Genomic DNA, 26,100 nt, shown 5'->3' with positions numbered 1-26,100 from the left:
CGTTAGTTCTCCTTCTGCTGAAAGATTCCGGCTCGGTGAAGAAGCTTCTCGGCGTGACGAAGAACGGGAGCGTCGACCATCTTGCCCTCGAACGCGAACACACCACGTTCAGTAGACACCGCGGCAAGCACTCGTGTGGCCCAGTCGATCTCTTTTTCCGAAGGTGCGAAGGCACCACGGATGACCTCGACCTGACTCGGGTGGATCGCAACCTTCACGTCGAAGCCGACTGCGACAGCATCAGCGGACTCGACGCCCAGGCCGACGAGGTCCTTGATGTCGAGATAAACGGAATCGACAGCCAACCGGCCGTAGCTCTTCGCAGCCAGGAGAGACGTCGATCGGACGTGCTTGGCAACGTCGCGGTACGAACCGTTCGGGTGCCTGCTCGAATTACCGCCGAGACCGGCCACAAGATCCTCGGCTCCCCACATGACACCGATGGCGTTCGCAGCAAGCGCGATGTCGGCCACGGCGAGGGCTCCTCGCGGGGACTCGACGAGTGCAACCACGTCCGCCGGTGCGAGCGAGAGGACGTCCTCAGCCGATTCGCACTTGGACAGCATGAGACGCGAATAGTGTGTGCCGTCCAGCGCGATCAGATCGAGTTCGTGATCAGGCGTACCGACCGGATTGACACGCACGACCGTCCGGTCCGGATCGAGAGGAGTGTCGATCAGGGCTGCACGTGCGGCTTCTTTGTCGGCCGGAGCCACCCCGTCTTCGAGATCGAGGATCACGACGTCGGCAACGGCGGCCGCCTTCGCGTAGCGCTCGGGACGATCCGCCGGGCAGAACAACCAGGCCGGCCCCGGTGGCGTCCACGTCATGAGGACACCTCGGCCGGGCGGAGCTGCACCAACGTCTTGCGCGTGGCAAGTGCGACGACATCGCCGTGCTGATTGCGCCCGGTGTGCACGAGCGTCACGATGCCTTCGCCCGGACGGCTCTTCGACTCACGCTTGTCCGCGATGAGCGTCTCGGCGTACAGGGTGTCCCCGTGAAAGAGCGGCTTCGGGAAGCTGATCTCGGAGAAACCGAGGTTCGCGACGATGGTGCCCTGCGTCAACTGCGCGACCGAGAGGCCGACGATGGTCGACAGGGTGAACATCGAATTGACCAGCCGCACACCGAATTGAGTGCCTTCGCTGTACGCAGCATCAAGATGCAGCGCCTGCGTGTTCATCGTCAGAGTCGTGAACAGTACGTTGTCAGCCTCGGTCACCGTTCGGCCTGGGCGATGCTCGTAGATCGCGCCGACCTCGAACTCCTCGAACCAGAGTCCGCGCTGAGTGATCTTCCTGGGGTTCGTCACAACCCTGCCTCACGGGCGATGAGCATCAACTGCACCTCGGTGGTTCCCTCACCGATTTCGAGGATCTTGCTGTCACGGTAGTGGCGCGCGACGGCGTACTCGTTCATGAAGCCGTATCCGCCGTGGATCTGGGTGGCGTCGCGGGCGTTGTCCATGGCAGCTTCGGAGGAGATGAGCTTGGCGATGGACGCCTGCTTCTTGAACGGCTTGCCCGACAACATGAGTGCGGCCGCGTCGTAGTACGCGGTACGTGCCACGTGGGCGCGGGCCTCCATACGCGCGATCTTGAACGCGATGGCCTGGTTGTGTCCGATGGGCCGACCGAACGCCGAGCGCTCCTTCGCGTACTTGATCGACTCGTCGACGCAGCCCTGGGCGGCACCGACGCTCAACGCGGAAATGGCGATGCGGCCTTCGTCGAGGATGCGCAGGAAGTTCGCGTAGCCGCGGCCACGCTCACCGAGCAGATTCTCTTCGGGGACGCGAACATCGGCGAACGTGAGGGGATGGGTGTCGGATGCGTTCCAGCCGACCTTGTTGTACGCGGGCTCGGCCGTGAAGCCGGGGGTCGTTGTCGGTACCAGGATGGTCGAGATCTCCTTCTTGCCACCGTCCTTGACACCCGTGACCGCGGTGACCGTCACGAGCTTGGTGATGTCGGTGCCCGAGTTGGTGATGAACTGCTTGTTGCCGTTGATGATCCACTCACCGCTGTCGAACTTCGCGGTGGTCTTGGTGCCGCCGGCGTCGCTACCCGCACCCGGCTCGGTCAGGCCGAAAGCAGCCAACGACTTTCCGCTGGTGAGCTGCGGGAGCCACTCTTCCTTCTGCGCCTCGTTGCCGAAACGGTAGATCGGCATGGCGCCGAGGGACACACCAGCTTCGAGAGTGATCGCGACGCTCTGGTCGACCTTGCCCAGCTCTTCGAGCGCCAGGCAGAGTGCGAAGTAGTCGCCGCCCATTCCGCCGTACTCCTCGGGGAACGGCAGGCCGAACAGTCCCATGTCGGCCATCCCGGCCACTACCTCGTACGGGAAGGTGTGGTTGGCGTCGTGCTCGGCAGCAACCGGTGCCACGACGGTCTTCGCGAAATCCGCAACCGTCTTGGCGAGCTGCTGGTATTCGTCCGGAAGCGCTCCGGTGGCAAGGTAATCGGACATCAGGCGTCTTCCTTCTGCGTCGTGTTCTCGGTCTTTTCTTCTGCAGTCTCTTCGTCCGCGACAGGTACCACGCGGGCCAGAACCTGATCCACCATCACCTGATCGCCCTGACGGACAAGCACTTCCACGATCCCGTCGATCGGGGACGTCAAGGAGTGCTCCATCTTCATGGCCTCGACAACGACGAGTGGTTGTCCCGCGCTCACTGCCGCGCCGTTCTCGACGTTGACTGCGATGACGGCACCGGGCATGGGGCTGGCGATTTCGGCGTCACCGGCATGCTTGTCCTCACCGCGAACGCTGACTTCGGCAACCTCGCGCACGTGCCAGGTTCCGCCGCCTGCCAGCCACAGACCACCATCGGTCTCGGCGACGACAAACGTGCGTCGGCGTCCGTCGATCACTACCGCCAGTTCGGATCCCGTCAGGGTCGCGCTGAATGCGCGCGGCTGTGAACCTTCGACCTCGACCTTTGCATCGGCGGGAACGCCGACGATCGCAACGTGCGACGTTCGGGTGCCGGCGGCGAGCCTGATGCTGGTCGGAGCGGGAGTTCCGACGCGCCATCCACTCGGGACGTCCCAGGGATCAACGGATTCCGAAGTTGTCCATCGCGAGAGCCAGCGATACGCCGCGGCAGCAATGAGAACCTCGTCGGAGGCGTCGGCCGCGACAAAGTCTTCGACGCGACGATCGAGCAGACCGGTGTCGAGGTTGCCCGCGATCACATCCGGATCAGCGAGGAGGAATCGTGCGAACTCGATGTTGGTCACGACTCCGAGCACTGCGGTGTCACCGAGTGCGCGATCGAGCTTGCGCAGTGCGCCCGCCCGGTCGGGGGCGTGGGCGATGACCTTGCTGAGCATCGGGTCGTAGTCACTGCCGACGACGGTGCCCGCGAGCAGTCCCGAATCGACGCGCACGCCGGAACCTGACGGCTCGACCAGATCGACGACGCGGCCGCCGGTCGGCAGGAACCCACGGCCCGGATCCTCCGCGTAAACACGAGCTTCGATAGCGTGCCCGGTCAGTGTGATGTCGCTCTGGGAGAAGGCCAACTTCTCCCCTGCTGCCACACGAACCTGCCATTCGACCAGATCCAGTCCGGTCACCATTTCGGTGACGGGGTGCTCGACCTGCAGGCGGGTGTTCATCTCCATGAAGAAGAACTCGTCCGGCTTGTCGGCGGAGACGATGAACTCGACAGTGCCGGCGCCGGTGTAATCGACGCTTCGAGCGGTGTTGCAGGCTGCCGCGCCGATCCGGTCACGGGTCACCTGATCGAGCAGCGGCGACGGAGCCTCTTCGATGACCTTCTGGTGACGCCGCTGCAGGCTGCATTCGCGCTCACCGAGGTGAACGACGTTGCCGTGCTGGTCGGCGAGAACCTGGACCTCGATGTGCCGGGGCCGCAGGACGAATCGCTCGAGGAACAGGGTGTCGTCGCCGAACGACGACGCGGCCTCACGGCGGGCACTGCGAAGAGCCTCGGCCAGATTGGCCGGATCCTCGACCAGACGCATTCCCTTGCCACCGCCGCCTGCCGAAGGCTTGACCAACACCGGGTAGCCGATGTCCTCGGCCGCTGCGATCAGTTCTTCGTCGGTCAGATTCGGGCGAGCGATACCCGGGACCACCGGCACGTCGAACGCGGCAACCGCGTTCTTCGCGGTGATCTTGTCGCCCATCACCTCGATAGCCCGCTCGGAGGGGCCGAGGAAGGCGATTCCGGCGGCCGCGCAGGCAGCCGAGAACGCCGAGTTCTCCGACAGGAAGCCGTAACCGGGGTGAATACCCTGAGCACCGGTGGACTTGGCAGCGTCGATCACCTTGTCGATGACGAGGTAGCTTTCACGCGCCGCGGCCGGTCCGATGTTGACGGCAGTGTCGGCCTCGCGGACGTGGCGAGCATTCGCATCGGCGTCGCTGTAGACGGCGACGCTGCGAATTCCCAATTCACGCAACGTGCGGATCACGCGAACCGCGATCTCACCGCGGTTGGCCACGAGAACAGTATCGATAGTGCGCAACTCAGTCATTTCGCTCACATCCGGAAGACGCCGTAGGAGACCGGCTCGATCGGTGCGTTTGCGCACACCGAAAGGGCCAGGCCGAGAACAGTTCTGGTATCTGCGGGATCGATGACACCGTCATCCCACAGCCGCGCAGTGGAGTAGTACGGATTGCCTTGAGCCTCGTACTGCTCACGGATCGGCGCCTTGAACGACTCTTCGTCCTCGGCCGACCACGGATTGCCCGCGCTGTCGAGCTGCTCGCTACGAACCGTCGAGAGCACCGAAGCTGCCTGCTCGCCGCCCATGACCGAGATGCGCGCGTTCGGCCACATCCACAGGAAGCGAGGCGAATACGCGCGTCCACACATGGAATAGTTGCCGGCGCCGTACGAGCCGCCGATGACAACTGTCAGCTTGGGGACCCGTGCACACGCAACTGCCGTGACCATCTTGGCGCCGTGCTTGGCGATGCCGCCGGCCTCGTAGTCGCGTCCCACCATGAAGCCCGCGATGTTCTGCAGGAACAGCAGCGGCACACTGCGCTTGTCGCACAGTTCGATGAAATGTGCTCCCTTCATGGCGGATTCACCAAAGAGCACGCCGTTGTTGGCGATGATGCCGACCGGGTGGCCCTCGATGTGGGCGAAACCGGTGACGAGCGTCTTGCCGTACTCAGCCTTGAACTCCTGGAACGCGCCACCGTCGACAAGCTTGGTGATCACCTCGTGCACGTCGTACGGAGTCCGAGGATCGGTCGGGACGACGTCGTAGAGTTCGCTTTGATCTGCGACAGGCGGAACCGTGGAGATGACGTCCCACGGGCGCTCGGAGCGGGGGCCGAGCGTGGCAATGATGTTGCGCACGATACGAAGTGCGTCGCGGTCATCCTCGGCCAGGTGATCGGTGACGCCGGAAACCTTGGAGTGCAGGTCGCCGCCGCCGAGTTCTTCGGCGGTGACGATCTCACCGGTGGCCGCCTTCACCAGCGGCGGACCACCGAGGAAGATCGTACCCTGGTTGCGGACGATCACTGCTTCGTCACTCATCGCGGGCACGTAGGCGCCGCCCGCGGTGCACGAACCGAGAACTGCGGCGATCTGGGGAATCCCCTTGGCGCTCATGGTCGCCTGGTTGTAGAAGATCCGGCCGAAGTGCTCGCGGTCCGGGAAGACTTCGTCCTGGCGCGGCAGGAAAGCGCCGCCGGAGTCGACGAGGTAGATGCAGGGAAGGTTGTTCTGCAACGCAACTTCCTGCGCGCGCAGGTGCTTCTTCACCGTCATCGGGTAGTAGGTGCCGCCCTTGACCGTCGCGTCGTTGGCGACGATGACGCACTCGCGGCCCGACACACGGCCGATACCGGTGATGACGCCGGCGCCCGGGCACTCGTCGTCGTACAGGCCGTTGGCCGCCAGCGGGGACAACTCGAGGAACGGGCTGCCCTGATCAAGTAGCGAGTCGACGCGATCTCGCGGCAGCAGCTTCCCTCTGCTCACGTGGCGCTCGCGAGAGCGCTCGTTGCCACCCAGCGCTGCTTGCGCCAGTTTCTTCTTCAGTTCGTCCACCAGAACGGTGTGATCGGACCGGTAGCCCGATCCTTGCGTGATTCCACTGGGAGTCATCCCGCCGCCTTCGCCATGAGTTAATGCTCGATAACTGAAACTAGATTAACTATGATTAACTGAGTTGTCCAGAACACAAGCGAAGAAAGATCGAGAGAATGACCTCTGAGCAGGTAGCAGCTCCGACGCGACGCGATCAGATGAAGGCCGACCGTCGTCGTCAGCTCTTGGATGCCGCCGCACGGTTGATCGCCGAACGCGGATTCGTGAGTGTGCGACTCGAAGACCTCGGCGCGGCCGTCGGTATCAGCGGCCCGGCCGTGTACCGGCATTTCCCCAACAAGGATGCCGTCCTCGTGGAACTTCTCGTCGGCATCAGCACGCGCCTGCACGAAGGCGGTTCTGCGGCAGCGGAGGCAGCGGACTCACCGAGCGCCGCTCTCGACGCACTGGTGGAGTTCCACCTCGACTTCGCGCTCGGCGAGCCGGACCTGATCCGCATCCAGGACCGCGACCTCGAAAGCCTGCCGGCCGACGCGCGTCGACAGGTGCGCCAAACGCAGCGCAAGTACGTCGAGGTGTGGGTCGGAGTCCTCGAGCAACTCGATCCCCAGCTCGACCAGGCGGATGCCCGCATCAAAGCGCATGCCACTTTCGGTCTGATCAACTCGACCCCTCACAGCGCCAACCCAGCTTCGCCGGCACGCGCACGTCGCGTCCTGCGGGATATGACGCTCGCCGCACTGCGCACCCGCTGAAACCGGACACGGCACAATCGGTGGCAGACTGGTTGCACCAGCTAACAGATGAGGGTGCCGAACGTGGAAGACAGCAGTGGGGTCAGCAGAGCCGATTTCGCCGAACTGCGGACCGAGTTCTCCCGCTTCATGATGTTGTACCAATTCGGAATCTCCGAACTGATGACCAAGGTGAACATCCTCAAGGACGAGTTCACTCACATCAATCAGTACAGCCCCATCGAACACGTGACGTCACGGGTCAAGTCGCCGGACAGCATCCTGCGTAAGGCTCAACGACTGAACATCCCGCTCACGATCGACGACATCGCGAAGAACATCTTCGATATCGCCGGCGTACGCATCACGTGCAGCTTCATTTCCGACACGTACCGGATCGCCGAGATGCTCACCAGTCAGACGGACCTTCGGGTGATCGAGCGAGAGGACTACATCGCCGATCCGAAACCCAACGGCTACAAGAGCTTGCACCTGATCGTCGAGGTCCCGGTTTTCATGAGTGACCGCGTCCGGCACGTACCGATCGAACTCCAGATCCGCACCATCGCGATGGATTTCTGGGCGAGCCTCGAGCACAAGATCTATTACAAGTACAACCGCGAGGTTCCCGTCGAGCTCCTCGACGAACTCACCGAGGCTGCTGCCGCGGCACACCGCCTCGACGTCAAGATGGAACGCCTCAACGACGAGTTCGCGAAAATCAAAGCGCTACCGCATCCCGATGACGAAATCCTCGAGCAGGATCTGCCGGCGCAGTTCCTCGAGGCGCTGCATCTTCAGCGACGAGCGCTCTGAATTTACGGCGACCCTCCCCCTGAGCGAACGCGCCTTTCGGCGCATCTGAGGCGACGAGAGTGCCGTTCGCTCACAACTGGGGTCGGACAACCAGGGCAAACCAAAAGTGCGCCCTCCCGAACTTCGGGAGGGCGCACTTCGCGAATCGCGTTGGCTTGCTATTTCTTGCCCGTGACGGCGCTGTAGCCGATCGAGAGCACGGCCGCCGCGGCGATGCTGATGATCCAGCGGATCCAGTCGATTCCACCCGTGTCGCCCTTGTCCGAGATCGCTCCCCAGACCCAGTACCCGATAAGCGCTCCGGCGACACCGAGGACGACGGTGATGATCATGCCGTACTGCTGCTTACCTGGCAGTACGAGACGAGCCAGGATTCCGATGACTGCGCCGAAAATGATGGTTCCGATAATTTGCCCCATGACAGCCCCTCTCACACGTCGTGCATGCACGCGGACGGAAGATCACCGCTCAGGGAAACAATAACCACAGTCACACACAACTGTCGCTTGTTGACCGAATTATTGTCCGAGATGCAACCTCGACGCGTTACATCCACGACATTCGCGAGTTATTTTTTCGCAATCAAGCAGACCTACCGTTCCCATCCATGCCAACTTCCGTAAAACTGCCGAACAGCGAGCTCGCGCGACTCGCCAACAAGCCGCCCTGGTACCGATCACTGTTCGTGCAATTGATCGCCGCTATCGTCATCGGTGTTCTCATCGGCTGGTTGTGGCCGGAATTCGGCGCGAACCTCAAGCCGCTCGCCGACGGCTTCATCAAGCTGATCAAAATGCTGATCGCACCGATCATCTTCTGCACCGTCGTGATCGGGATAGCTCACGTCGGGGATCTGAAGGCCGTGGGGCGTATCGGCGTCAAAGCACTCATCTACTTCGAGGCCGTGACAACCTTCGCCCTGTTGTTCGGGCTGCTCATCGGAAATCTGATGAAGCCGGGTGCGGGATTCAACATCGATCCGGAGACGCTGGCGAACGGTGCGGACGCCGTGGCCGCCAAGACCGGAAGTGGTGAACTTCCCCACACCGTGGAATTCCTGCTCAATATCATTCCGGTGTCGATAGTTTCGGCCTTCGCCGAGAACGCACTCCTCCAAGTCCTCTTCTTCGCCGTACTGTTCGGGCTCGCCTTGGCCAAGGCAGGCGAGAGTGGACCACCGATCGTGTTCGAACTAGTCGATCGTCTGAGTCATCTGTTCTTCACGATCATCGGCTGGATCATGAGACTGGCGCCGTTGGGCGCTTTGGGCGCGATGGCGTACATCGTCGGCCAGTACGGGATCGCTTCGCTCGGAAGTTACGGAAAGCTGATCGCCGCATGCTATCTCGCCGCCGTCCTGTTCATCCTCATCCTGGCCGCGATAGTCAGGTACTTCGCGGGCGTGAACCTGTGGAAGTTCGTCAAGTACATCAAGGACGAACTCTTCCTCGCGTTGGGAACGGCGTCGACCGAAGTAGTTCTGCCCCGAATCATGGTCAAGCTCACCAACGCCGGATGCTCGCGCACTACAACAGGATTGGTGGTGCCTACCGGCTACTCGTTCAATCTCGACGGCGCCACGCTGTACCTGTCGATCTGCATGCTGTTTCTGGCTCAGGCACTCGGCGTGGACCTGACACTCGGTGAACAGATCACTGCCGTCCTGGTACTGATGCTCACGTCGAAGGGAATGGCCGGCGTGCCGGGATCGTCATTCCTGGCACTGTCCGCCACCGTGGCCGCAATCGGTCACGGCGCAATTCCGGTTGCCGCAGTCGCCCTCCTACTGGGCGCCGATCGAATCATGGACTCGATGCGAGTCTCGGTGAACCTGCTCGGGAATTGTGTCGCGACCTTCGTGGTCGCGAATTGGGAGGGGCAGCTCGACAAGGAGCGCATGCGCCGAGTGCTCGACGGAGAAGACGTTCCACCGCTCGAGGAAGTCGATCCGATCACCGGGAAAACTGTTCCGGCACCCGAAACCGAGGGCGCCGTGCCCCGCTGAGGAGATGGTGACCACCGGCTGCACGTCGGAATCGGTGCTGAAGGTTCGCGGGGACGTACTTCACCGGAATACTCAGACCAGCACGCCCGAACGCAAATATTTGCAGGGGGTGGCGAGCTTGCCGACTAAGAACTGGTGAATTCACAGATATTCCACGTGCGCTGGGCTAACTCGGCACCAGGGAAAGCATCTTCCACTATCTCAATATTGCTACGCGGTTGCCATTGTTCGGATCCGAAGATCAGCGAACTGACAGCATTATGTTTGCCGCAAATAGAAGGACTAAAGTCCACTGTTCAGCCGACAAACAGACTCGAGTGAGCAAAGAATCAAACATCGCGGAAACCATTCTTCCGAACACAGAAACGCGCATCTAGCTGCACTTATGTCGACGCCTCAACGGAGTGGGCATTTGCAAAAATGACCGAAACCTCACCACTCCAAATTGCCGAAACGGACACCCATTGCTATCGTAACCTTTGCGAAGGACTGGACTAATTGCCCAGCAAAGGAGCCAAGTGACCGAGTCCATGCAAGAAATTGAACACTTGTCCACTAATCGACTCTCCGTGGTTGTTCCAGTATTCAACGAAGAAAACTCCCTTTCGAACTGCATCGAGCGCTTACTGATCCAGTCCGAAATCGACGAGATTCTGGTCGTCGACAACAACTCGACGGACAGCACCGCATCGATCATTCACAAGTTCGCCGAGAAGCACGACCGAGTGAGATATGTCTTCGAGGCCCGGCAAGGCGTCGTTCATGCGCGGAACGCCGGCTTCGACGCCTCGACCGGCAACATCATCGGTCGGATCGACGCAGACACGCGGGTCCAACCGGGATGGGCCCGTGCGGTCAAAGGTTTCTTCCAGCGCAGCACTGCGCATTCAGCGGTCGCCGGACTCACCTATCTCTTCGAATCGCCGTTTGCCCGAATCCACCGTTTCGCACTGGACCGTCAGGTCAAGCAGGGAAAGTTCGATTGCGAACGTCAAGTACTTGCTGTCGCCGGAGCAAACATGGCGATCAGAAAAAGCGCATGGCTGGCCGTCCGCGAACGAGTCAGCGACCGGCCGGACATCCACGAAGATATCGACCTTTCACTGTGCCTTCGGAAGGAAGGGATGACGATCGGTCAGATCGCCGACATGCGAGCAGAAACGTCCGGTCGACGCGGTGAAACCCCTCCGTTGGAGTACCTGAAGTACAACCAGGCATCCGAATCGGTTTTGCACCTTCACAACATCATGAATTGGCGCCTCAAACTGACAATCTGGGGCGACTCGATGCTCCACGCGCTCGTGTGGCCCGTTTACCGCCTCTACAACTTCGAGCAGGAGCGCCTGGAGTTCAGGCGCTTGTTTGGCAGATCGCAGGGTCGAATCATGCCGGTTCACCAGTAGCCCATCGATTTCGATAATCACCGCAGATTCGAAGTGATAGTGCAGAATACGGTCTCGTAGCTGATCCACACGATCGTTCGCCGACAACTGGTCGAGGTATACCGATGCCCGGTCACCATCGACGACAATTCGGCCGCGAGGGCGAGGTCGACGACCTCTTCGTCGATCACCCGTCGCGTTGCGCCATTGATCAGTGGAATCTTGAACACCTTACCGACGGCGGTTGGCAACTCGACGACGAGCTCATGCGCCGAGTACACGGGGGCGAAGACGTTCCATCGCTCGGGGAAGTCGATCCGCACGGGAAGGCCGTTCGGCATAGTTCGATCTGAATCTCGCAGTAAACCTACGCCGAGGCCAAACAGTCGGGCAGTCCGTCTCATCAAGTCATCCACCACGGTATGGAATGCGTGAGGTACGGCATAAGTTCTGGCACTCGAACGACGGCCCACACATCGACCGACAGCCGGCGCCGCCACAGCCCTCTTATCGATCAGATATCCCGCTACCTGCAATTTTACAAACAAGAATCTCAACAAAAAGAACAAATCGTACACCAGTAGCCATGCGGCCGTTTCGGCATGGCGTACCTACCCGAGTGCCACGATTTTGAAGGTGAAAAATTGATTGATACCGTTATTTTGTGAAGATTCACCTGAACCGTAAACCTCAGGAACGATTGTGACGTCCCCAAAGCAATCGACTGAGAATCCTCACCGAAATCAATTGTCGGTCGTTGTACCTGTGTTTAACGAAGAGGCAGGAATCGCGGACTGCATTGACCGTCTGCTCGCGCAAGGTGACACAATCGACGAAATCTTGATAGTCGACAACAACTCCACCGACCGAACTGCCTCGATAATAGAACGCTACGCAGGGTCACACGAAAAAGTTCGATATATCTTCGAGTCACGCCAAGGTGTTGTGCATGCCCGAAATGCGGGTTTTGACGCGTCTTCTTGTGAACTGGTCGGCCGAATCGACGCCGACACCCGGGTCCAGACCGGATGGGCGGCCGCGATTTGCGAATTCCTCGGCCCCAACTCCACCCACTGCGCCGTTGCGGGCGTCACATACCTCTTCGAATCCCCTTTCTCGCGCGTCCACCGGTTCGTACTTGACCGACAAATTCGACGTGGAAAGTTCAATCATGATCGCCGAGTGCTAGCTGCTACCGGAGCGAACATGGCCGTGAAAAGATCAGCGTGGCTAGAAGTGCGGAAGAATTTGAGCGAGCGCACTGACATTCACGAAGACATGGATCTCTCGATATGTCTCCAGAAGATCGGGTTGACAATCGGACAGTGCGACTCCATGCGCGTCGAAACATCGGGGAGGCGGGGAGAAACACCTCCGCGCGAATACTCGAAGTACAACCGCGCTTCTGAATCGGTCCTTCGACTCCACAACGTCATGAATTGGCGCTTCAAGTTCCTGATCCGGCTGGACACAGTTGTCCACGCCTTGGCATGGCCGATATACCGTGCATACAATTTCGAGCAGGAGCGTTTTGAGTTCAGACGCTTGTTCGGCAAATCGCAAGGACGAATCATGCCGGTCAACCAGTAGCCAATCCAGCCTCGCTATTCACTACAGGTGCGAAGTGACAGTGCAGCAGAGACCCCTCGTTGCTGATGCGCACAAAAGTCCGCCGCGTCCTCCACGAGGTACACCGAAACCCGCTCATCGATGACCGTGCGGGCCGCTGACCGCCGAGTACCGAGCGCTTATCCGAGTGTATTAACGGACATGCACCACACCGGATCTCACGACACCTTCAACGCCGTGATGCGGTCTTCACTGGAACGCAACAGCACCTTGTCCCCCGCCCACAGCTCCCGCGGCATCGCCCAGGGGGTGAACTCGTCGTCCCCGTCCTGATCCACCCGAACCTCCCAACTACGTTGGCCCGTAAGGACATCCGTTCCGTAGACGTTTCCCTCGTCGATAACGACATCGCCGTGCCAGACAACCGCCCCTGCGCGCTCAGCGTTCGATCGCCACAGGACCTCACCGGTGAAGAGGTCCACGAACTGGACCTCGGGTTCGGAACCGGAACGTGTCACGGCAACCACGTTGCGGATCACCGCCAACGACTGTGCGGTGTCGAAGACTTCACTGTTGGACCACAATTTCTCGCCGGAAGTCCGGTCGAAACCGCTGTGTCCCAGAATGATCGGAGTCGATCCTCCTGCGGGATCATCTCGGCTGTATCGTCCACCGTAGTACGAGGACTCCGAGGGCAGTTCGTCCGTCCTGGCGAACTCGCGCCCGTTCTGATCGAGCGCGTACTCACTTGTCGGACGGCCATCGCCTTCGCAACCGCCATCCGACACCAATGTCACCCCATCGGACGATGTATGCGCGGTCGAACAGGTGGAGTAACCGTGTACCCACCGCTGTTCGCCCGTCTTCAGATCGAATCCCAGAGACTCGTCGAGAGCGATCACACCCAGATCGCCGTGCACCGACATCACCGGATCGACGTATCCGGCTTCCCACGATCCACCGACGTCGAACGCTTTGGACCAGTTCGCTTCCGGATCGTCGACGGTTCCGCTGTGCACGCGAACGTCGTTGCTCTCGATATCACCCTCGAGCGCGAGGACCGTGTCACCCGAGACAACCGCGATGATCGGTGCCCACGGCGTCTTGATGTCTCGACGCTCTCCTGTCTCGATATCGAAAAGTGAGTACGAACCACCGGATACGTACGGCCCGGAGAAACACAGCACCGAACTGCCGAGCAGAGTCTCGGAGCAACCACCGATGTCGACCGCCGACGTGCGCCAACGAACTGTGCCATCTTCGGCGTCCAATCCGACCAATTCTGCGTCGTCCAACGAATACGCCTGACGATCCGGCATACCGATCATCGTGACCACGAGTGATCCGGCGTCGATGAATCCGCCCATGTCCATGTTGAATTCGGTGCCAACAAGTGGGCTCCGAAATATCGCGAACTCGCGCCCGAGAATCTCGGAGGCCTCGACGCTCCATAGCGGCGACGAGATCGCTGTCGGTTCGGAACTCGTCGACGTGACCACCGTGGCGATGGCGGCAGTGACGGTGACTACGGCTGCGGCGGCCGCGATCCGAAGGCGCGATTTCGGGGAGAATCTGGTGGTCATCGAATCTCCAAGCCTTCGGTCGTCGCGAGAAACTCCAACTGCTCGAACGTCATCGGCACGTTCGGGATCGCAGCCGACGACGAAACCGAGACTTGGGTCCCATTCGGACGGGTGACGACCACCGACCTGCTCGTTTCCTGCGTCGATTCTGCTTTCGAGCCGTCATTTGTCATGGGTACGGTCGAGTAATCCCGTTCGTCTCGCTCGATCACGGATCCATCCGGTCGCGTCACGAACTCCAAGGGGTGCCCGTAGTAGGAGGGGTCGTATTTGTTGGGCTCCGCGGGGAGTGGTTGTCCGCCGGTAATTGTCATGTTGAGCGTCGACTCGTTCTCTCCCGTCCGAGTGAGAAATCTCTGACATGCGGTGGACCTGTCATTCTCCGCGACCGTCAGAGCGCCCGGTCCGGCATCAAGAATCGGAAAACCCGGAGGTACAGCACGCCATCTGATCTCGAGTACGGCGTTGAGACGTTCGATCGTCGCGCGATCGAGTTCGGCCACGTCGCTAGAGTCTCGAGGGATCCCGTGGCACCCGGGCGAAAGCGGTGCCGTACCCGGGGGAACTGGCGTGGTGATTCGCAGCTGTGGCATTTCGACAAGGGTTACAAGTTCGTCGAGCGTCAGTGGCACCACGCCGGAACTCTCGGCGTCCGGACCTCCGTCGTTGTTCGTGTCGTTGAGATACGCCTGAATACGGGTCCCGTCGACTCCGTACAACATTGCCGACCGATTAAGGGTGCGTACACCATTGGTTTCGCTCCACGTATCCTGCAGATCCACCACAGACTGGTCGGCCAGCACCCGACGTTCGACGAGCGACCCCGCAACACACGATGGGATCGGATCAGAACTCGAGTGCAGCATCAGGCTGAGCGCGCCGATCTTCCCGTCCCGAATCAGCGTCCCGGACGCAGTGGTGGACGCCAACTCCTCGAGCGAGAATCCCTCGGGCAGCCCATCTGTGTTCGGAGGTGCAGAGATCGGCCCGAACTGCAGCGAATTACCCGGGCTGGCGAACTTCAGCTCGACATCTTTCGGGAGCGCCTGTTTGACCGCGTCGGACATCGCGGCTGCCTTGGCGCTCGAGAACCACGGAAAACGCGGATCGTCGTACGTGTCAGAACCGTCCAGAATGTAGGAGAAGAACGTCTCCTCCTCTGGCGCTTCGACACTCGCACAACCCGGAATCGTTGTCGGGTACACCGCGCTCGGCGTGACGTACGAGAATTCAGGCACGTCCTCCGCCGGAATCTCGTCCGGTGTAGACGTCATGGTGATCGAAGATGACGCAGCTACAGAGATGTCATCGGACGGCGAGCTGCTCCACCGATCCACCAGCCCGGCAACCACTGTCCCACCGGCGATCAGGGAGACGACCGTCAGCGCGAAGGTCCACTTCTCGGCCCGCTTCGAATCGGTTTGCTCCTTCGACACGTACCCTCGCAGTCGCTGTCACGGCTCGCTCCCGATGCGCGTCGCCTCTGGAAGTCCTGTCGCGATCACAGCGATTTCTGTTACCAACCGGATGGTTTCCTATCGCGCGAGCGCCGCATGAAGACAGAAGAACGGGGTGCCAGTTGCTGTGCAACCGGCACCCCGTCCTGACGACCTGAGTGCTTACACCCTCACAGGCACCTGATTCGGGTCTGGATCGGAATCCGGATCCTGCTCGATCGGAATCCGCCGAATCGCTTCACCCTCGATGTCGACGTTCGGCAGGATCTTGTCGAGCCACGCGGGCAACTTCCACGCCGAATCACCGAGGATCGACATGACCGCAGGGATCACGATCATGCGGATGATGAAGGCGTCGAAGAAGACTGCCGCCGCGAGACCGAAGCCCATCATCTTGCTTGTCGTCTCCGAGGACAGCATGAATGCGCCGAACACGGAGATCATGATGATGGCCGCCGATGCGACCACGCGAGCACCATGGGTGTAGCCGGAGATGATGGCGTCCTTGGCCGACAATCCGTGCACGTATTCCTCGCGCATTCGCGTCACGAGGAACACTTGATAGTCCATCGCCAACCCGAAGACCACACCGATCATGAAGATCGGCAGGAACGAGATGATGGGTTGTGTGTGCTCGATCAGCCCGAAGTCGCCCAACTGGAAAATGGCAACCGTGGCGCCGAAGGTCGCACAGACGGAAAACAGGAATCCGAGAGTTGCGGTCAGCGGCACCAAGATCGAGCGGAAGACGACCATCATGATGATGAACGCCAGCCCCACAACCACGATGAGATACGGGATGAGCGCGGAACTGAGCTTCGACGACATGTCTGCAACGATCGCGGTTTGACCCGCTACACCGAGTTCTGCGCCTTCCGACTTCACCGTCGATCCGTAGTCCCGGATCTGATTCATCAGCTCGTGGGTTTCGGGGCCGCTCGGAGACATCTGCGGGGTGACCGCGATGAGCGCAGAGTTTGCGCCCGCCATCGGGTTTGCCGCGTCCGGTCCGTTTCCGACCCACATCAACTGATCCGGCGTTGCGACGTTGTCGAGGCCCTTGATGTGCGCGACAGTGCCTTCGGCAATCGCAGCGATGTCGGTACCGTCGGGCGCGTCGAGCACGACGAACAATTCGCCGTTGACGCCTTCACCGAATCCTCGTTGCAGGAGGGCCAGTGCCGGTCGCTCTTCGTCTTGAGTGAACGAGAGTCCGAGTTCGAGCTTCGTCATCGGAATAGCCGCGATCACCAGGAGGACCAGAGCAGCACCCGCGATCGGCCACGGGTACTTGGTGACTATCTTGGCCCAGCGATGTCCGTTGGATTCCATCGTCTCGGGCTCGTCACCGTGGCGAAGCCCGGGAATACGAGGCGAGAACGCGAACCGACCGAAGATGCCCAGAACTGCCGGGATCAACGTGATTGCGCCGAGCACGGCGATGATGACGGCAACCGCCGCCGAGATTCCCATCTGCGTGATCATCGGGACCCCGACCACCGCCAGGGCTGCCAGCGCGACCACCACTGTCAGGCCCGCGAATACGACCGACGAACCTGCTGTACCTACTGCGCGTCCGGCAGCAGCTTCCCTGGTTCCGCCCAGATTGAGCTCACTGCGGTAGCGCGAGACGATGAACAACGCATAGTCGATCGAGACTGCGATGCCGATCATCGTGACGATTCCCGTGACACCTTCGTTGATGTCGAAGAAGCCCGAGCCGAGTGTGACCGTCAGAGTGGCCAGCGCAATTCCAAGAATTGCAGTGAACAACGGGATGAACGCCGCGATGAGTGCGCCGAACGCCACGATCATCACGATGAACGCCACCGCGAAGCCGAGCATCTCCGACAGACCGCCCGCGGCCTGCACCTGCATCATCGAACCGGTGCCTTCGACTTGCAGGCCACCGGTGCGGAATTTTGCCATCAAATCGAGGAACGCCGTCTTGTTCGCCTGCGTCTGATCCTCGATGCGAATCGACTGATTGAGCTGGATCAGCCCGACCTTGCCGTTGTCGCCGAGAACGGCTGACGCCACCGCCGGATTGGCCTCCGCGAGAGTGACCGGATTGACGATCTTCTCGGGATCGACGATGTCCGGCAACGTCTTCGCCTGTGCGATCAACTGGTCGATCTGATCGCTGTGCGCGGCAAGCCCGTCGTCTGCCGCGATGAGAATGCTGGTCGACGCCTGAGTTTGCTGCTCCGCTGCCGCTGCAAAGTTCTCGTTCATCAACTCGGTCGCACGCTGTGAATCGGTGCCCGGAAGATTGAATTCTTTGGAGAACGTCGGATTTGTGGCGCTGATAGCGCCTCCCACCACCGCGATCACGATAATCCACGCGGCCACCACAAGATACTTGTGGCGGAAAGCGAACTTCCCCAACCTGTAAAGATACGTAGCCAACGTAGGCCTCTCTCGCCGTGGACTGGTCTGTCCGAAGAACACGGAGTCTTTCGGTGCCAAGGTCATACGGTACGGACCGATAGGCCCATTGGCACCCGGTATATCTGCGAAAACGGCATATCCGGCGCGCTCTCCGTCTCCTTTTCAGACCGCTCGGTACCGTGGACACGACACGGGCAGGCGCCTCACCAGAGCAGACGTCGCGTAGTACGAAAGGCAATCCCATGAATCACGGCCAGGCCGTCGATCGCGATCTCCTCCTTGCAGGCCAACAGCGACTCGACGCGCTGGGGCCACGATTGACGGGATCACCTTCACACCACGCGGTGGTGGAAGAAGTCGCGAACGAACTGACCGAACTTGGCCTCGAAGTCCGGCGTGATTCACACACTTTCGAACGCTGGGATCTACCGGACACATCTGAGGGGCTTCGCATCGAGTTGCCGACGGGACCGATCAAGGTTTCGTCCGCATTCCCCTACTCGGGATTGACCGGGCCCCAGGGAATCTCCGCTCCCCTGGTCTACGTCAGCGCGCGACGCCCCAAATGGTCCGCGGCCAAGGGCGCGATCGCGGTGATCGAGGTCCCGCACGTCGATCTTCCCCGCAAGCTACTGGTCAGCGAGTGGGGTCCGATCGCCACCGACGAGACTCTTCGAAATCCGGTTCTCTCCGCAACCCTTCTTGGCCCGAAACTCGACAAGGCCCGCAAGGCCGGAGTGCTCGGCGTGATCGCGGTGTGGCGTGACATCGCTCCGGACAACGCACTGGGACAATATCTTCCGTTCACGCAGCCGTACCACGACATCCCCGCCGTCTGGGTGGCCGGCGACGAGGGCAGGAAGGTTGTCGCTGCAGCTCGTTCCGGTCAGCGGGCGACTCTGGTTCTGGATGCAACTCTGCATCCGGACACCCGGACCGACACGGTGTGGGCGGTATCCCCGGGGACATCACCGGAAGAGACGATTCTGCTCATCACTCACAGCGACGGAACCAACGGCGTCGAGGAGAACGGGCATCTGGGAATGTTGGCCTTGGCGCGGCACGCCGTCGCGCAGCCGCATCGACGGTCGTACGTTTTTGTGCTGACGACTGGCCACCTGCGAATTCCAGCGGTGTCCAAGCACGGACAGGCAACCTCCACCTGGCTCGAAGCGCACCCCGAGATGTGGAAGGGCGAAGCCGGTCAGGCGCGCGCAGTAGCCGGGATCGCGATCGAACACCTCGGCGCGCTGGGTGATACCGAGGACACCTCGACCGGCAGCTATGCGTTGGTGACCACTCCGGAACCGGAACTGCTCTACGCGACGAGCCGAGAAGCACACGACATCGTTGCACCGCTGTGGCGCGACATCGGGGCAGGCGATCGCCGAATCGTGGCGCCAGGACCGGTCATTCATTTCGGCGAGGGTGAACCACTGTTCGAGCGGAAGATCCCGGCAGTCGCCTTGGTGACGGCGCCGCAGTACCTACTAGCTCTGCGTGATGCCGACGCCGCCACGCACGTCGATCTCGACGCGATGGTCAAACAGGTCGAAAGCTTCCGCGATCTGCTCGACGCGTTCGATGCAACCGACACCGCGGCTTTCGGTCCGGTGGTCTCGCGCTCGGTATTCGCGAAGTTCTCAGCACTACTTCAGTTGATGCAGATTTTGTCGAAAGCCAAGAAATAGTGCTGTGCGCCTTTATTAACCGCCCGCGGTTAATAAAGGCGCACAGCAGTTGTCCTACTTGTCGTGAATGATCACGCCACGGATGTTCTTGCCATCACGCAGATCCTGGTAGCCCTGGTTGACGTCTTCGAGGCTGTAGGTGTTGGTGATCAGTTCGTCGAGCTTGAGCTGACCCGCATCGTAGAGACGAAGCAAACGCACGATGTCGTACTGCGGGTTCATTGATCCGAACAATGTGCCCTTGATCGTCTTCTGGTTCAGCGTCAGATCGGTTCCCGACACGTGCACGGTCAGCTTGGCCGGATCGGCGAGACCCGTGATCACCACGGTGCCGCCCTTGCCGATCACTGCTGTCGCTGCACTGACCACGTCCTCGTCGACGGTGCCGACAAGGATGAGCGCCGCGTCGGCGCCCTGTCCCCACGTCAGCTCGTTGACCTTGGCAGCAGCGCTCTCGGCGTCTGCAAAGGCATGGGTTGCACCGAACTTCAGTGCGGTCTCACGCTTGAGAGCAACCGGATCGACCACCACGACGTACTTGCAGCCGGCCGAAACGGCGCCCTGGACGGCATTGATGCCGAGGCCACCGATGCCGTAGATCACCGCGGTGTCGCCGGCGCGAAGGTTACCGGCGTTGACTGCCGTTCCCCATCCCGAAGGCACGCCGCAGCCGACGACCACTGCTGTCTCCAAGGGAAGCCAGTCGTCGATCTTGACCACCGAGTGCTGAGAAATGGTGGCGCGCTCGGAGAACGTTCCGAGCATGCACATTCCGCCGAAATCCATTCCGTTGCCGTGGAAACGGAAGGAACCGTCCGTCATCGAACCTTCGAGGATGGTGGCACCCATGTCACAAAGGTTCTGGCGACCGGTCGAGCAGTAGCGACAGGTGCCGCAGTTGGGGATGAAGCTACATACGACGTGGTCGCCCGGCTTGACCTTCGTGACGCCGGGTCCGACCTCTTCGATGATGCCCGAGCCTTCGTGTCCGCCGACAATCGGGTAACGCGGCGGGAGATCACCGTCGGTCAGGTGCAGATCCGAATGGCACAGTCCGGCAGCGGTGTACTTGATCAGTATCTCACCCACCCCCGGGCCGTCGAGGTCGAGTTCCATGATCTCGAAAGGCTTTCCGGGCTCGAGCAGTACAGCAGCTTTGGTCTTCACTGGTGATCTCCTTGATTGTCGGACGAGAGAATGAGCGATGGGGGTCGGTCAGAGGGCGATGTTGACGGCCTTGGTCTGGGTGTAGAGATCGATAGCCGAAGCGCCGAGCTCGCGGCCCCAACCGGACTGCTTGTATCCGCCGAAAGGCATTGCGGTGTCGAAGCCGTTGTACTGGTTGATCCACACCGAGCCAGCCTTGAGACGCTTGGCCGTGCGGTGGGCCTTGGAAATGTCACGGGTCCAGATGCCGGCGGCAAGTCCGTAGATGGAATCGTTTGCGGCAGTGATGGGTCCGTCGTCCGCGTTGAACGGCAGCGCTGCCACGACGGGTCCGAAGATCTCCTCCTGAACGATGGAGAATTCGGGCTTGACGTCGACGAAGACAGTCGGCTCGACGAAGTAGCCCTGATCGCCCCAGCGGTTACCGCCGGTGAGTGCACGTGCGCCGTCGGCGATTCCCTCTCGGAGGTAACCGGTGACCTTGTCGAACTGCTCCTGCGAGACCAGCGGTCCGAGCTGGGTGGTGGGATCGAGGCCGGGTCCGATCTTGACCTGGCTCGCTGCGTGCGCGACGGCCTCGGTGAACTTCTCGAAGATGGTGTCCTCGACGTACAGACGGGTACCCGCAACGCAGCACTGACCGTGGTTGAACAGCCAGGCGTTGAGTGAACCCTCCACCGCGGAATCGAAATCCGCGTCGGCGAATACGATGTTGGGGCTCTTGCCACCGAGCTCGAGCGTAACCTTCTTCAGGTTGCCCTTGGCGGCGTCGACGATCTTCTTACCCACCTCGGTGGAACCGGTGAACGCGACCTTGTCCACGTCGTCGTGGCCGGACAGTGCAGCACCTGCATCGCCGAAGCCGGGAACGATGTTGACGACGCCGGGCGGGAAGCCTGCTTCTTCGAAGACCTCCGCGAGAAGCAGTGCGGTGAGCGGGGTCTGCTCAGCGGGCTTGAGGATCACCGTGTTGCCGGCGGCGAGCGCGGGGGCGAGCTTCCACGACGACATCAGCAGCGGGAAGTTCCACGGCACGATCAGTCCACAGACGCCGATTGCCTCACGCAGGGTGTAGGCGTGGAACTCGCCGCCCGGAGAGAAGGGCATCGACACGTTGACGGTGCTGCCTTCGATCTTGGTGGCCCAACCCGCGTAGTAGCGGAAAACGTCTGCGGCCCAAGCCACGTCGACGGCGGTGGCGATGGCAACGGACTTGCCGTTGTCGAGAGCTTCGAGCTGACCGAATTCCTCGGCACGAGCACTGAGAATGTCGCCGACGCGCCAGATCATCCGCTCGCGCTCGTTTGCCTTCATCCGAGACCAGGGGCCGTCCTCGAAAGCCGTTCGGGCGGCGCGTACCGCGCGGTCGATGTCTTCGGCCTGGCCGTGTGCCACGTCTGCGAGCTTCTGTCCGTCAGCCGGGTTGTACGTCGCGAAGGTCTGACCCGAAGCGGCGTCGACGAATTCGCCGCCGATGTAGAGCTTCTTCGGTCCGTTCAGGAAACCTTGTACCGCGGAACTGATGGTGTGTTCGGCTACTGCCGTCATCGGAAACTCCCCTGAAGTAGTGAGGTGCGAATGTGATGCACGCCATACTTCCGCGCTTCCGGGGGTGCTAACTGTCCGAACTTTGTACAACTCAATTCGGACAGTCAACTACACAGTGATGTCGAGCGCCCGCATCCGTGTGTAGAGAGTGCTTCGGCTGATTCCGAGTTGCGCCGACGCGTGAACCTTGTTGCCGCCGCAGTCTTTCAACGCTCCGATAATCGCCTGGCGCTCGGCCTTCTCCCGCCCTGCCAACCGCGACACCTTGGCCGTGGTGCGATAGTCCTCGGGCAGATCGACGACGTCGATGCGATTGCTCGAGCGTTCGCCGGACGCGCGATGGAGCACGACGCGTAACTCGGCCAGATTGCCCGGCCAACTGGCCGCCGCGAGCGCTTCGGCAGCGCTGGCAGTCAACCTCAACTCGGGCGAGATCCCCTCCAACATCACCTGAGCCAACTCGGCGATCTCAGCCTGTCGCTCGCGCAGAGGGGTGATGACAACCCTGGAGGCGCATCGTGAAAGCAGCGCCGCGATGGTCGGCGGAAGATCAACTGCCGCCCCGCTGGTCAGTACGATCTTCGGCCCCTCGGCGCTGGCGTCAATCAGGTCTGCGACCAGCGGCAACACCGAACCGGGAAGGAGCTGCACCTGTTCGATCACGACCACGCCCGAACGCTTACGGGCTGCTCGCACAAGATCGGTGATCCACTGCTCACGGCCGTCGAACGCGATTCGCGTGGCATCGTGCCAACTGGCGTCGACGCTCCCGACCACGTCCGATGCTGCCGAAGTTCGACCGGAACCTGCTTCACCCGAGATGGCAACTGCGGACGACGACGCCCGCGCCCGCATCAGGTCGCGGCGCAGTCGTTCGCCCGGAGATGGTGCCCGCTCGTGGGTTCTGCGGATGGGTGCCCGTTCCCGCTGGAGTGGTTCGACCAGGAAGAGTGCGCCGCCGTCGGCCCCGGAAATCCGGTCGGCTTGAACTCGCGCCAGCGCACCGGACGCCAATTCGACTGTCACAAGCCTTGATTGATCAGGATTGAGATCGGCGATCAAGGACCGGAGTGATACGTGGTCGGCGGTGTCGAGCAGATCCAAGGCCGTTCGGTTGCTCAGCAGGATGTCGTCGCCGATGGCCGCGACGGCAATGTGGCGCTGATGTGACACTCGCTGGAATGCGTCGACCAGCCGCTGCTCCGACGCCTTGGAGCCTTCGAGCAGTCGTTTCTCGATATCCGCTGCAGCACGCGCGAGGAAGGGCGCGAACAGCGGGTTGGCCTGCGAGACAACGCCAGTCATGTCGAGAATACCCTCGACGCGACGTGTGACGGGATGCAGGATCGGCTGGCCGTAGCAGCTCAATCCCTTGAGGCTGTCGAGGAAATGCTCGTCCCCGTGGATCACCACACTTCGACCTACCTCGAGCGGCGTACCGAGCGCATTGGTACCGGCGTGCTCTTCACCGAAGCGTGAACCGTTGACGACGCCCAACCGCTCGATCGTCCGCTCGACGCGGCTGTCGGAGTACACCGAAGCGACCACGCGGCATTCTCGATCAGCAAGCAGCACACAGAAACCGGTGCCCGCGATCTGTTGCGACACCTCGTCGAGCACGGGCGCGGCGGCCCGGAGCAGACGAGACTCGCCGTCCTGCTCCTCGGTGTCCACGGCGATTGCCGACGACGGATCGAGGCCACTCAGTCGAGAACGCTTCCAGGAGAGCGCGATCTCGGGGCGTACCGGCTCACGCTCCCCTGGGTTCGCGGACATATGCTCAGGCCTGACCGATCAATTCGATCGCCTGTTCTCGCATCGCGATCTTGCGGACCTTGCCTGTGACTGTCATCGGGAACTCGTCCACGACATGGACGTACCGCGGAATCTTGTAGTGCGCGAGCTTGCCGGTGCAGAAGGCACGGACCGAATCGGCGTCCAGATCGTCTGCACCTTCGCGCATCTGGACCCACACCATCAATTCCTCGCCGTACTTGGCGTCCGGCACACCGATGACCTGCGCGTCGAGAATGTCGGGATGGGTGTAAAGGAACTCCTCGATCTCACGCGGATAGACGTTCTCGCCACCGCGGATGACCATGTCCTTGATGCGTCCGGTGATAGCGACGTATCCGGCCTCGTCCATGACTCCGATGTCTCCGGTGTGCATCCACCGGGCAGCGTCGATAGCCTCGGCGGTCTTCTCCGGGTTCTCCCAGTAGCCGAGCATGACCGAGTAACCACGCGTGCACAGTTCGCCCGGCTCGCCGCGCGGCACCGTCAGTCCGGTTGCCGGATCGACGATCTTGATCTCGAGGTGCGGCCCCACCCGACCGACGGTTTCGGTGCGCTGCTCGATCGAATCGTCCGAGCGGGTCTGCAGCGACACCGGCGACGTCTCCGTCATGCCGTAGCAGATGGACACCTCTGCCATACCCATGCGATCGATGACCTGCTTCATCACTTCGACCGGGCAGGGCGAACCCGCCATGATGCCGGTGCGAAGGGACGACAGATCGAAGCTGTCGAAGTCCGGCAGCGCCAACTCGGCAATGAACATCGTCGGAACGCCGTAGAGGGACGTGCACTTTTCGGCCTGGACGGCCTCGAGCGAAGCGCGCGGATCGAATGCGGGGCCCGGAATGATCATGGCAGCACCATGACTGGTGCACGCAAGGTTGCCCATCACCATGCCGAAGCAGTGATAGAACGGCACCGGGATGCACACCCGATCGACCTCGCTGTAGTGGCACAACTCGCCGACGAAGTAGCCGTTGTTGAGGATGTTGTGGTGGCTGAGCGTCGCGCCCTTCGGGAAACCGGTAGTGCCCGAGGTGTATTGGATGTTGATCGCGTCGTCGGCCGACAGCGCGGCTTGGGCAGCTGCGAGCGGAGCCGGATCGCTGGCCTGGGCCGCCAACCCGTCGGCAAGCACCGCGTCCCACTCGGGTGAACCGAGCAGGAGCACCGACGTCAGATCCGGGCACTGCGGCCGCACCGTCTCGATCATCGACGCGTAGTCCGAGGTCTTGAAGCTGGCCGCAGACACCAGCGTCGAGATTCCGGCCTGCTCGAGCACGTACTGCAACTCGTGCGAGCGGTACGCCGGATTGATGTTGACCAGGATCGCGCCGATCTTTGCCGTCGCGTATTGCGTGAACGTCCATTCCGGACAGTTGGGAGCCCAGATTCCCACCCGATCGCCCTTCCCCACACCACGGGAAAGTAGTCCGGCAGCGAGCCCGTTCACCTGCTCGGCGAACTCCCGGTACGTCCATCGTCGACCGCTGGCATGGTCGATCAACGCATCGCGGTCACCGTGTGCGGCAACCGTGCGATCGAGGTTGTCTCCGATGGTGTCGCCCAGCATCGGACCGTCCCATACTCCGGACGTATAGCTGGGCAGCGGCGTACTCATGTGTTCTGTCCTCTCCGGTTGCCTGTTCAGGCACCTATGAGAGGGGCCGCCGCAGCGGACCCTCTCATCTACGAATTTACTCGATTCGGTGTGATGCACGACATACTTCCCGGTGCGGGGTGGCCGTAACTGTTCGAAGTCCGGACACCCCACCCGCCTGCTGTGCGCCTTTATTAACCGCCGGCGGTTAATAAAGGCGCACAGTGTTTACAGGGCGTGGTCCTTGGTCTCGACGAGCGCCCAGGTGCAGACCAGACTCACCACACCGAGGATTGCCAACATGATTC

The 26,100-nt window shown here is 61.3% G+C and carries 20 protein-coding genes; 6 read left to right on the top strand and 14 right to left on the bottom strand.

Annotation, left to right across the window (positions count from 1 at the left end):
- Positions 1-2 precede the first annotated feature (2 nt).
- Genes ABX74_RS19910 through ABX74_RS19890 form a run of 5 tightly spaced genes read right to left on the bottom strand, consistent with a single transcriptional unit; the run spans position 3 to position 6,109 of the window.
- A complete protein-coding gene (locus ABX74_RS19910; RefSeq protein WP_047889534.1) occupies positions 3-830 on the bottom strand; it encodes an HpcH/HpaI aldolase/citrate lyase family protein in 828 nt (275 codons plus the stop codon).
- Positions 827-1,315 carry a MaoC family dehydratase gene (locus ABX74_RS19905; protein WP_047889533.1) on the bottom strand — a complete coding sequence of 163 codons (489 nt, stop codon included), beginning with the start codon at positions 1,313-1,315 and terminating at the stop codon, positions 827-829. Before ABX74_RS19905 ends, ABX74_RS19910 begins: the two co-directional genes overlap by 4 nt.
- On the bottom strand, positions 1,312-2,475 hold the full coding sequence (locus tag ABX74_RS19900; RefSeq protein ID WP_047889532.1) for an acyl-CoA dehydrogenase family protein: 1,164 nt from the start codon (positions 2,473-2,475) through the stop codon (positions 1,312-1,314). The genes ABX74_RS19905 and ABX74_RS19900 overlap by 4 nt, the downstream gene beginning before the upstream one ends.
- A complete protein-coding gene (locus ABX74_RS19895) occupies positions 2,475-4,514 on the bottom strand; it encodes an acetyl/propionyl/methylcrotonyl-CoA carboxylase subunit alpha (RefSeq protein WP_029254902.1) in 2,040 nt (679 codons plus the stop codon). Before ABX74_RS19895 ends, ABX74_RS19900 begins: the two co-directional genes overlap by 1 nt.
- A 5-nt stretch (positions 4,515-4,519) precedes the next feature.
- A complete protein-coding gene (locus ABX74_RS19890) occupies positions 4,520-6,109 on the bottom strand; it encodes a carboxyl transferase domain-containing protein (protein WP_021334316.1) in 1,590 nt (529 codons plus the stop codon).
- 98 nt (positions 6,110-6,207) lie between these two features.
- Here ABX74_RS19890 and ABX74_RS19885 point away from each other — a divergent pair, with 98 nt between their 5' ends.
- Entirely contained in the window at positions 6,208-6,807 is a 600-nt protein-coding gene (locus ABX74_RS19885; protein WP_047889531.1) for a TetR/AcrR family transcriptional regulator, read from the top strand.
- A 48-nt stretch (positions 6,808-6,855) separates the two neighbouring features.
- Positions 6,856-7,602 (top strand): GTP pyrophosphokinase family protein, encoded by a 747-nt coding sequence (locus ABX74_RS19880; protein WP_029254901.1) that lies wholly within the window; start codon positions 6,856-6,858, stop codon positions 7,600-7,602.
- A 158-nt stretch (positions 7,603-7,760) separates the two neighbouring features.
- Here ABX74_RS19880 and ABX74_RS19875 read toward each other — a convergent pair whose 3' ends face one another.
- Entirely contained in the window at positions 7,761-8,021 is a 261-nt protein-coding gene (locus tag ABX74_RS19875) for a GlsB/YeaQ/YmgE family stress response membrane protein (RefSeq protein ID WP_021334317.1), read from the bottom strand.
- 188 nt (positions 8,022-8,209) lie between these two features.
- Here ABX74_RS19875 and dctA point away from each other — a divergent pair, with 188 nt between their 5' ends.
- The gene (dctA, locus tag ABX74_RS19870) at positions 8,210-9,607 is read left to right on the top strand and encodes a C4-dicarboxylate transporter DctA (protein ID WP_047889530.1); all 1,398 of its coding nucleotides are present in this window, start codon (positions 8,210-8,212) and stop codon (positions 9,605-9,607) included.
- 569 nt (positions 9,608-10,176) lie between these two features.
- On the top strand, positions 10,177-11,010 hold the full coding sequence (locus ABX74_RS19865) for a glycosyltransferase (RefSeq protein ID WP_230091115.1): 834 nt from the start codon (positions 10,177-10,179) through the stop codon (positions 11,008-11,010).
- 17 nt (positions 11,011-11,027) lie between these two features.
- Here ABX74_RS19865 and ABX74_RS19860 read toward each other — a convergent pair whose 3' ends face one another.
- Positions 11,028-11,330, bottom strand: coding sequence for a hypothetical protein (locus ABX74_RS19860; protein ID WP_047889529.1), 303 nt, complete (start codon positions 11,328-11,330; stop codon positions 11,028-11,030).
- Between the two features lie 361 nt (positions 11,331-11,691).
- Between ABX74_RS19860 and ABX74_RS19855 the strand changes: the two genes are divergently transcribed.
- Positions 11,692-12,579, top strand: a complete 888-nt coding sequence (locus ABX74_RS19855) for a glycosyltransferase (RefSeq protein ID WP_047889528.1) — start codon at positions 11,692-11,694, stop codon at positions 12,577-12,579.
- 197 nt (positions 12,580-12,776) lie between these two features.
- Here ABX74_RS19855 and ABX74_RS19850 read toward each other — a convergent pair whose 3' ends face one another.
- The 3 genes from ABX74_RS19850 to ABX74_RS19840 all read right to left on the bottom strand — a co-directional run bounded on the left by ABX74_RS19850 (position 12,777) and on the right by ABX74_RS19840 (position 18,007).
- A complete protein-coding gene (locus tag ABX74_RS19850; protein WP_047889527.1) occupies positions 12,777-14,141 on the bottom strand; it encodes a PQQ-binding-like beta-propeller repeat protein in 1,365 nt (454 codons plus the stop codon).
- Positions 14,138-15,577 (bottom strand): hypothetical protein, encoded by a 1,440-nt coding sequence (locus tag ABX74_RS19845; protein WP_047889526.1) that lies wholly within the window; start codon positions 15,575-15,577, stop codon positions 14,138-14,140. Before ABX74_RS19845 ends, ABX74_RS19850 begins: the two co-directional genes overlap by 4 nt.
- A gap of 183 nt (positions 15,578-15,760) precedes the next feature.
- The gene (locus ABX74_RS19840) at positions 15,761-18,007 is read right to left on the bottom strand and encodes an MMPL family transporter (RefSeq protein ID WP_047889535.1); all 2,247 of its coding nucleotides are present in this window, start codon (positions 18,005-18,007) and stop codon (positions 15,761-15,763) included.
- Between the two features lie 224 nt (positions 18,008-18,231).
- On the opposite strand from ABX74_RS19840, the gene ABX74_RS19835 reads away from it, so the two are divergent.
- Complete coding sequence (locus ABX74_RS19835) at positions 18,232-19,680, top strand: hypothetical protein (RefSeq protein ID WP_047889525.1); 1,449 nt, start codon at positions 18,232-18,234, stop codon at positions 19,678-19,680.
- Positions 19,681-19,734: 54 nt separating this feature from the next.
- Here ABX74_RS19835 and ABX74_RS19830 read toward each other — a convergent pair whose 3' ends face one another.
- The 4 genes from ABX74_RS19830 to ABX74_RS19815 all read right to left on the bottom strand — a co-directional run bounded on the left by ABX74_RS19830 (position 19,735) and on the right by ABX74_RS19815 (position 25,813).
- Positions 19,735-20,847 (bottom strand): NDMA-dependent alcohol dehydrogenase, encoded by a 1,113-nt coding sequence (locus ABX74_RS19830; protein WP_047889524.1) that lies wholly within the window; start codon positions 20,845-20,847, stop codon positions 19,735-19,737.
- Between the two features lie 48 nt (positions 20,848-20,895).
- A complete protein-coding gene (locus ABX74_RS19825; RefSeq protein WP_019744236.1) occupies positions 20,896-22,395 on the bottom strand; it encodes an aldehyde dehydrogenase family protein in 1,500 nt (499 codons plus the stop codon).
- 108 nt (positions 22,396-22,503) lie between these two features.
- Complete coding sequence (locus tag ABX74_RS19820; RefSeq protein WP_047889523.1) at positions 22,504-24,171, bottom strand: sigma-54-dependent Fis family transcriptional regulator; 1,668 nt, start codon at positions 24,169-24,171, stop codon at positions 22,504-22,506.
- Between the two features lie 4 nt (positions 24,172-24,175).
- Positions 24,176-25,813 carry an AMP-binding protein gene (locus ABX74_RS19815; protein ID WP_029254895.1) on the bottom strand — a complete coding sequence of 546 codons (1,638 nt, stop codon included), beginning with the start codon at positions 25,811-25,813 and terminating at the stop codon, positions 24,176-24,178.
- Positions 25,814-26,100 lie beyond the last annotated feature (287 nt).

Source organism: Rhodococcus sp. ARP2 (assembly GCF_001029585.1).
GTDB classification, from domain to species: domain Bacteria; phylum Actinomycetota; class Actinomycetes; order Mycobacteriales; family Mycobacteriaceae; genus Rhodococcus_F; species Rhodococcus_F erythropolis.
Note: the sequence above shows the minus strand (reverse complement) of the source record. Positions and strands in the feature narration are given on the sequence as shown.

Bases quoted from the DNA above. Each gene is read 5' to 3' on its own strand.
- ABX74_RS19815 (WP_029254895.1), bottom strand. From the start codon at position 25,813: ATGAGTACGCCGCTGCCCAGCTATACGTCCGGAGTATGGGACGGTCCG.
- ABX74_RS19850 (WP_047889527.1), bottom strand. From the start codon at position 14,141: ATGACCACCAGATTCTCCCCGAAATCGCGCCTTCGGATCGCGGCCGCC.
- ABX74_RS19895 (WP_029254902.1), bottom strand. From the start codon at position 4,514: ATGACTGAGTTGCGCACTATCGATACTGTTCTCGTGGCCAACCGCGGT.
- ABX74_RS19825 (WP_019744236.1), bottom strand. From the start codon at position 22,395: ATGACGGCAGTAGCCGAACACACCATCAGTTCCGCGGTACAAGGTTTC.
- ABX74_RS19860 (WP_047889529.1), bottom strand. From the start codon at position 11,330: ATGCCGAACGGCCTTCCCGTGCGGATCGACTTCCCCGAGCGATGGAAC.
- dctA (WP_047889530.1), top strand. From the start codon at position 8,210: ATGCCAACTTCCGTAAAACTGCCGAACAGCGAGCTCGCGCGACTCGCC.
- ABX74_RS19910 (WP_047889534.1), bottom strand. From the start codon at position 830: ATGACGTGGACGCCACCGGGGCCGGCCTGGTTGTTCTGCCCGGCGGAT.
- ABX74_RS19880 (WP_029254901.1), top strand. From the start codon at position 6,856: ATGAGGGTGCCGAACGTGGAAGACAGCAGTGGGGTCAGCAGAGCCGAT.
- ABX74_RS19820 (WP_047889523.1), bottom strand. From the start codon at position 24,171: ATGTCCGCGAACCCAGGGGAGCGTGAGCCGGTACGCCCCGAGATCGCG.
- ABX74_RS19885 (WP_047889531.1), top strand. From the start codon at position 6,208: ATGACCTCTGAGCAGGTAGCAGCTCCGACGCGACGCGATCAGATGAAG.
- ABX74_RS19835 (WP_047889525.1), top strand. From the start codon at position 18,232: ATGAATCACGGCCAGGCCGTCGATCGCGATCTCCTCCTTGCAGGCCAA.
- ABX74_RS19875 (WP_021334317.1), bottom strand. From the start codon at position 8,021: ATGGGGCAAATTATCGGAACCATCATTTTCGGCGCAGTCATCGGAATC.
- ABX74_RS19890 (WP_021334316.1), bottom strand. From the start codon at position 6,109: ATGACTCCCAGTGGAATCACGCAAGGATCGGGCTACCGGTCCGATCAC.
- ABX74_RS19900 (WP_047889532.1), bottom strand. From the start codon at position 2,475: ATGTCCGATTACCTTGCCACCGGAGCGCTTCCGGACGAATACCAGCAG.